This is a genomic window from Chloroflexus sp. (assembly GCF_034432675.1).
In the GTDB taxonomy this organism is placed as follows: domain Bacteria; phylum Chloroflexota; class Chloroflexia; order Chloroflexales; family Chloroflexaceae; genus Chloroflexus.
In genome coordinates this window covers 23,376-30,611 of record NZ_DAOUBI010000046.1, presented here as the reverse complement: position 1 = coordinate 30,611, position 7,236 = coordinate 23,376, and the positions used below count along the sequence as shown (strand labels likewise).

4 protein-coding genes and 1 tRNA gene are annotated in these 7,236 nt (G+C 56.5%); 4 read left to right on the top strand and 1 reads right to left on the bottom strand.

What is annotated here, in order from left to right; translation table 11 throughout:
• Positions 1–367: 367 nt before the first annotated feature.
• Positions 368–444, bottom strand: a tRNA-Arg gene (locus VAE55_RS04050).
• A gap of 56 nt (positions 445–500) precedes the next feature.
• On the opposite strand from VAE55_RS04050, the gene VAE55_RS04045 reads away from it, so the two are divergent.
• From VAE55_RS04045 to VAE55_RS04030, 4 genes are all read left to right on the top strand, one after another.
• Positions 501–1,391 carry a dienelactone hydrolase family protein gene (locus VAE55_RS04045; protein WP_322814527.1) on the top strand — a complete coding sequence of 297 codons (891 nt, stop codon included), beginning with the start codon at positions 501–503 and terminating at the stop codon, positions 1,389–1,391.
• Between the two features lie 75 nt (positions 1,392–1,466).
• Positions 1,467–2,249 (top strand): TrmB family transcriptional regulator, encoded by a 783-nt coding sequence (locus VAE55_RS04040; protein WP_322814526.1) that lies wholly within the window; start codon positions 1,467–1,469, stop codon positions 2,247–2,249.
• A gap of 37 nt (positions 2,250–2,286) precedes the next feature.
• A complete protein-coding gene (locus VAE55_RS04035) occupies positions 2,287–4,209 on the top strand; it encodes a heavy metal translocating P-type ATPase (RefSeq protein ID WP_322814525.1) in 1,923 nt (640 codons plus the stop codon).
• Positions 4,210–4,557: 348 nt separating this feature from the next.
• Positions 4,558–6,972: a penicillin acylase family protein gene (locus VAE55_RS04030; RefSeq protein ID WP_322814524.1), complete on the top strand. Its 2,415-nt coding sequence runs from the start codon at positions 4,558–4,560 to the stop codon at positions 6,970–6,972.
• The last annotated feature ends 264 nt before the right edge of the window (positions 6,973–7,236 follow it).

The window sequence follows — 7,236 nt, the reverse complement described above, 5'->3', positions numbered from 1 at the left end:
AGAGATGGTACAGCAGGGTCAACGGCGTACCACGTGCCGGATTGTGAACACGGCTGCTGCGGCAGCATGGTTGCCGCACTCTACACCGCGCCACACGCGCATGCCGCGCGGGCAAGGCAACCAATCCAAAAAGTGATGGCGCTAGAGATGGGCGGTAGCCCTCCTCGCTGCCATACCGGCCGCCTGGGAGCAGGATATACTGGCGTTTGGCGATTGGTAAGCGTTCATGCACCTGTACGACGGACGGGTAGTACGATAGTATAGCTTTGACGAGATAAGTTCTAGATGAACTGCTAACAGCTCCAGCATTGCTGCCGGGCACAATATGACATCAAAAAACCCACTTCGTCAGAAGTGGGTTACTGGATGGCGACTCCGAGTGGGCTCGAACCACCAACCTTCAGCTCCGGAGGCTGACGCTCTATCCAGTTGAGCTACGGAGTCGTTTCGGTGTAGAGTATACATGATCAGCAATGAACTGTCAATGCGAGGAGGCAAGTGTGCAACAATTAAAGCGAGTTGTCGGTTGGATCGGTGCTGTGCTGGGGATCGGGCTGCTGGCGTTGATCGTGAGTATCCCGATGGATGCGTTGATTGGGGGTGGACGGGTAGAGGCGCTGACGAATACCATCATCCCCGGTCCTGACGGTCCGATTCGGGCTTTTGTGGCCGAACCATCGACACCCGGCCCCCATCCGGCGGTGATTATGATCCACGAGTGGTGGGGACTACGCCCGGATATTATCGAGAAGGCAACAGCATTGGCTGCCGACGGCTATCTGGTAGTTGCACCTGACACATTTCGTGGTGCCAGTACAACCTGGATTCCGCGCGCAATTTACCAGGTGACAACCACACCGCCAGCACAGGTTCTGGCCGATCTCGATGCAGTGTTTGCCTGGTTGAGCGCACGGCCTGATGTGATCGCCGAGCGGATTGCCGTGATCGGGTTTTGTTATGGGGGCCGGACTTCACTACTCTACACATTGCACAACCCGGCGGTTGCAGCTACGGGCATCTTTTATGGGATGGCAGATGTCGAACCGGCAGTATTGCGTCAGATCCAAGGCCCAGTCCTCGGTATTTTTGGTGGCGCCGATGCTTCTATTCCGCTCAGTGAGGTGGCACAGCTTGAAGAGAATCTGCGCACTGCCGGTGTAACCACCCGCTTTGTGATCTTTCCCGATCAGCCGCATGCGTTTGTGGGTGGTATCGATTCGATTACTGCGAGGGGCGCGGCGGGTGAGGCGTGGCAGGTGCTGCGCTCGTTTCTGGCCGAAGCGCTGCTCAATCGTCCATCAACAAGCCTTCCGGCACCATCTGGTACACTTGCAGCGCAGAGAATAACCTTCTTCGGTGACATCCATCATCGTTTTGTGTGTGGATGGTGACCAGAATTTGTAAAGTCTCTCTTGACGAATCTTGCGGCGAGCAGTACAATATTAGTAGTTTGGAAATGAACAACTATGGAGAACGCAAATCTACTGGAACAACTGACGGCGCTGGGGCTTACTGAGTACGAGGCACGGGTATACCTGGCATTATTGACCGAGTATCCAGCTACCGGCTATCAGATCAGTAAACTGGCGGGTATTCCACGGTCAATGGTCTATGAGGCGTTAGGACGGCTGGAAGGACGTGGTGCTGTGCTCAAATCGGTTGAAGAAAAGGCAACGCTCTATCGTCCGGTTTCACCGGTAATCCTGCTCGACCGCTACGAGCGCGAGGCGCGTGAACGGGCTGAAACACTGCGCACGCAATTGATGCCACTGTTTCACCACGAAGAGAGTGATCGGCTTTGGAACTTCAGTGGTCGGCGTGAAGCACTGGCCGCAGCGCGTGATCTGATCGAAAGCGCTCAACGCGAGTTGATGCTAGTGATGACTGATGCCGACGTAGAAGTACTCTATCCGGCACTGGCCGCTGCCCACGAACGTGGGGTAGCGTTAGGAGTGATTCTGACCGGTGAAGCACCTTTTTCGTTTGGGCAGGTTGTACGCCACCCGAAACGAGAGACCGAGCTGCATGGAATGGTTGAGACGCTGATCTTGGTCGCCGATGAGCGTGAATTTTTGATCGCTTCCGGTCATCTTGCCACAACCGCCACGGTTACGACCAACCGCAATATGGTCTTGATTGCGCGCCAGTTTATCTGGATGGAACTATTCGCCCAACGCATTTTTGCCCGTCTTGGCGAAGATTTGCTGGCCCGTCTCGATCCAGAGGATCGCCAGGTTTTGCACTCGTGATCGGTGTCCGACCCGGCAGTAGAGAGGAGCTATACGAATGATCACCACTTCGCGGATTACTCCTCGACGGCTGTTTACCCAAATCTTCCAGGATGAAACCCTGGAACCGGCCTTTGTGGTGTTGACGCTGATCGGGATTGTTGCCGGTATCTGGCTAGAGGGTGCGCAGGCACCGGCCGGCCTCATTCTGGCAGTTCATATTGCCACTTACTTTTTCGGCGGCTTTTACGCGGTACGTGCCATTATTGACGCGCTCAAAGAATGGACGATTGAAGTTGATCTGCTGATGGTGCTGGCTGCGTTGGGGGCGGCTTACCTTGGCGAATTCAGTGAGGGAGCAATTCTCCTTTTTCTCTTTTCGCTGAGCAATGTGTTGCAGGCGTATGCCATGCGGCGCACCGAGCAGGCGATTACGGCACTGATGCAGCTCCGGCCTGACCGGGTCAGTATCCGTCGGCACGACCGCAAGTATGATGTTGCTATCGAAGAGGTGCAGGTTGGCGATGTGATGCTACTGCGCCCCGGTGACCGGGTTCCGCTTGATGGGGTGATTGAGCGTGGTACAGGTACATTCGATGAATCGGTGATCACCGGTGAGTCGATGCCGGTATATAAAGGGCCGGGGATGACAGTGTTGGCCGGTACGCTCAACCAGACCGGTGCGCTTGAGGTACGGGTAACAAAACCTGCCGGTGAGAGCACGCTGGCCCGGATTATCGCTATGGTGAGTGAAGCCCAGTCGCGCAAGGCACGCTCGCAGAGTTTCCTGGAACGCTTCGAACAGCGCTATGCGATTGGCGTGATTGGGGCGGTTTCTCTGTTTATTCTGCTGATGCCACCGATCAGCGGTACTTCGTTCACCGACACGTTCTATCGCGGGATGGTGCTGCTGACTGTCGCGTCACCATGTGCCCTGGTCATTAGCGTGCCGGCGGCATTGTTGAGCGCGATTGCCGCCAGTGCCCGGCGGGGAGTGCTCTTTAAAGGTGGTGTGCATCTGGAAGAGTTGAGTCGGGTACGGGTGATTGCCTTTGACAAAACCGGCACTCTGACCTTTGGCAAACCGGTGCTGACCGATCTCGTGCCGATGAACGGCTTGAGTGAGCACGAATTGCTCACGATTGTCGCCCGTGCCGAACAGCCGTCAGAGCATCCGATTGCGCGGGCCATCTTGCAGGCGGCTGAGGAGCGTGGGATTACGATTGTTCCCCCAGAGCAGTTTGTCGCAGTGACCGGGATGGGTGTGCGTGCTCATTGGGATGGGGGAGAGACGCTGGTTGGATCGCCACGGCTCTTCCGCGAATTTGGGATTGAGGTACCCGCGAATTTGCTGGCGCAGGCCGATGAACTGATGAAGCAGGGGCGGGGGAGTGTGCTGTTTGTCTGGCGCACTCAGCAGTGGTTGGGGCTAGTAGCGGTGATGGATCGCGAGCGGCCTGACTCAGCCCGACAGATTGCCGCCTTGCGCACAGCCGGTATTGAGCGGATCGTGATGCTGACCGGCGACAATCCACAGGTGGCTGAAGCAATGGCCCAGCGGTTGGGGATTGATGAGGTGTACTCCGGGCTGTTACCGGCTGATAAGTTACAGCTTGTCGAGCAGCTTCGGCTACGCTATGGTGGGGTGGCGATGGTCGGTGATGGTGTGAATGATGCGCCGGCGCTGGCAGCAGCAACAGTGGGCATCGCTATGGGAGCTGCCGGCACCGATGCGGCACTCGAAACTGCCGATCTGGTCTTGATGAGCGACGATCTAAGTGCTATTGTCTACGCCCTGCGGTTAAGCCGCCAGACCCAGCGCGTTGTCTGGCAGAATATCGTGTTTGCGCTGGCGGTGGTCGTGGTGCTGGTGCTGACAACATTGACTGTGGGGGTGCCACTACCGTTGGGTGTGGTTGGTCACGAGGGAAGTACAATTATTGTGGTGTTGAATGGATTGCGGTTGTTGATCTTCCGCTAGCGTGGGTGATAGCCCGTGCCACGGTGAGAACGCTTACTTGAATGCAGACACGGTACATCAGCAGGACGTGACATCTTGCATTATGAGAGTATTTGCCTGTTGTACCGGGTAATAGTAGGGGCGCACGACCGTGCGCCCCTACCGGTACGTTAGCGGTACGCCTCGTCCTCGCCAGGATTACCATTGGGGCGGGTTCTGTAGGGGCGGGTTTTGTGGGGAGGGTTGTAGGCGGGTTTAGAACCCGCCCCTACAGGCGGTATGTGTGCCTTAATCATCTGCACCTCAATGTAACAGGTGTGTTACAATACGCACCACATTCTGAGATCACGAATATACAGAGAGGCAACAATGCGGTTGCAACGACGCTTTATCGGCTGGGCAATACTACTGGTACTGATTGTCGTGGTGCTTGGTGGGGGCGGTGGTTATCTTTGGCTACGCCGCTCGCTACCGCAAACCAATGGTGACATGCACGTACGCGGGATAAGCGGGCCGGTCACGATTGTTCGAGATCGCGATGGCATTTCCCATATTACCGGTACGACCGACGCCGATGCCGTCTTTGGACTAGGATTCGTTCATGCGCAGGAACGGCTCTGGCAGATGGAGGTACAACGCCGAATCGGTCATGCCCGTCTGTCGGAAATCTTCGGTGCAACCACCCTGCAAACCGATAAGTTTCTGCGCACCCTTGGCGTCTCCCGTGCCGCCCAGAGTGCGCTCGAACGCCTCGACAGTGAGACGATTGCGCTGTTAGAGGCGTATGCTGCCGGGGTGAATGCGTTCCTGGCTATGAATCCGGTCTTGCCGCCTGAATTTTTGATCCTGGGCGTGCAACCGGAGCCATGGCAGCCTGTCGATTCGCTGGTATGGGCAAAGATGATGGCCTGGGACCTCGGTGGTAACTGGAGCAATGAATTGATGCGGGCAACGCTGATCGCAAAGATCGGGCCTGAAGATGCCGCCTTTCTGATGCCATCATATACCTCTGATGGCCCGATCATTATGTCCGCCGACGGGGTTGTCTCACCAGCGACGGCTGCCGACACACCTCACACGCATCTCAAGCCGGAAACAACTCGTCGCATGCTTGATCTCGCTCACCAACTTCTATTTATCAATCGCATCGGCGACCAGTTGGCCGGTTCCAATAACTGGGTCATCGGCGGGAGCCGAACGGCTAGCGGCAAACCATTACTGGTCAACGATCCGCATCTCGCCAATCGCATCCCCTCCATCTGGTATCTAGCCCATGTGCAGGGGTCAACCATCAATGCCATTGGCGCGACCTTTCCCGGTCTGCCGGTAGTGGTGATCGGGCATAACGGACGGATTGCATGGGGGGTGACGAACACCGGCCCGGACGTGCAGGATTTGTACATCGAGCGAATCGACGCCCAAAATTATGTCGAGCACAACGGTAGGCGTGAACCGGTCACACTCATCAGTGAAGTCATCACGGTCAAGGACTCCGAGCCGGTGACGCTCACGGTGCGGATTACCCGCCATGGCCCGGTGATTAGTGATGTCCTGGAAGATATAGATGAGCCGCTAGCCTTCCGCTGGACAGCCCTCGATCCAGAAGATACTACCTTACGCGCATTTATCAATCTCAACCGTGCCCGCAACTGGCAGGAGTTTGTTGTAGCCCTTCGCGACTACAAGGCGCCGATGCAGAACTTCGTTTACGCCGATGTTGAGGGAAATATTGGTTTTTACGCGCCGGGGCTGGTCCCAATCCGACGGAATGGCGATGGCAGCGTTCCGGTACCGGGTTGGACAGATGAGTATGAGTGGATCGGCTACGTCCCATTTACCGAGTTACCGCAGATTTACAATCCAGCGCAGGATTACATTGTAACTGCCAACAACCAGGTGGTGGGTGACAACTACCCCTATCTGCTGGGGACATCGTGGGCAGCGCCGTACCGTGCCCAGCGGATCATCGAGTTGATCGAGCAGAAATCGGCGCTGACGGTTGCCGATATGCGCGCAATGCTCGGCGATGTGGTATCGCTGCATGCGCGTGAATTGTTACCGATACTACGCGAGGTGACCCCGAACGAGCCGCGTGAAGCTGCGGCCCTGGAACTGTTACGTAGTTGGGATGGCACGATGGCCGGTGATAGTGCAGCGGCGGCAATCTTTCAGGGATATTACCATGCCCTCCTCGAAGCTGTTTTTGCCGACGAATTGGGTGAATTTTTCAACGAAACGTACCGGCATCGGCGTGACTTCGCAGCAATGGCGTTACGGCGAGTGTTGCTGGAAGGCCGGCAAGAGTGGTGCGATAATGTCAAGACCATAGATATAACCGAGGATTGTGCAGCAATCCTTGCCACTGCGTTCAGCAAAGGGTTAGCGGCAATGGCAACGGCACAGGGTGAAGAAGATCCAAGCCGTTGGCGTTGGGATCGGGTCCATCAGGCTGTCTTCCCCCATAACCCGTTCAGTCAGGTCGGGGCGCTACGCGGCATCTTCGAGCGACGGACACCTACTGGTGGTGATAGTTTCACCGTCAATGTTGCGCCAATGCGGTTGAACGAAGGGTATTTGCAATACAACGCACCGTCGTACCGCCAGATTATCGACTTCGCCAATCTCGAGGAGTCGCGCTTCATCCACACGACCGGCCAGTCCGGTAATGTGCTGAGTAATCGTTACAGCGATTATCTGGCGCTGTGGCAACAGACTGGCGATATACCGATGCGCTTCAGCGGCACGGTTGACGGTGAGCGATTGGTATTGCAACCGGATCGGTAACGATACTGTGCGAAGCCGGTAGTTTGTCTTGCACCACAGAGGCACAGAGAATACGTAAAACTCTCTGTGTCCTCTGTGTCTCGGTGGTTTTAATTGCACCACAGAGGCACAGAGAGGTAAAGATCACAGCGTGCTCGATGGTGAGAGAGGCTGCCGGCCTGACTACCAGGGTCACGTACCGGCACCGGTATGCGCTACGACCAGCGCCTGCTGGTACGTGCGGTGGATGCGGCAGCACGGCTGCCGCACGCCAAACGATGCGTC

Coding starts and splice junctions, on each gene's coding strand:
- VAE55_RS04030 (WP_322814524.1), top strand. CDS start 4,558: ATGCGGTTGCAACGACGCTTTATCGGCTGGGCAATACTACTGGTACTG.
- VAE55_RS04040 (WP_322814526.1), top strand. CDS start 1,467: ATGGAGAACGCAAATCTACTGGAACAACTGACGGCGCTGGGGCTTACT.
- VAE55_RS04035 (WP_322814525.1), top strand. CDS start 2,287: ATGATCACCACTTCGCGGATTACTCCTCGACGGCTGTTTACCCAAATC.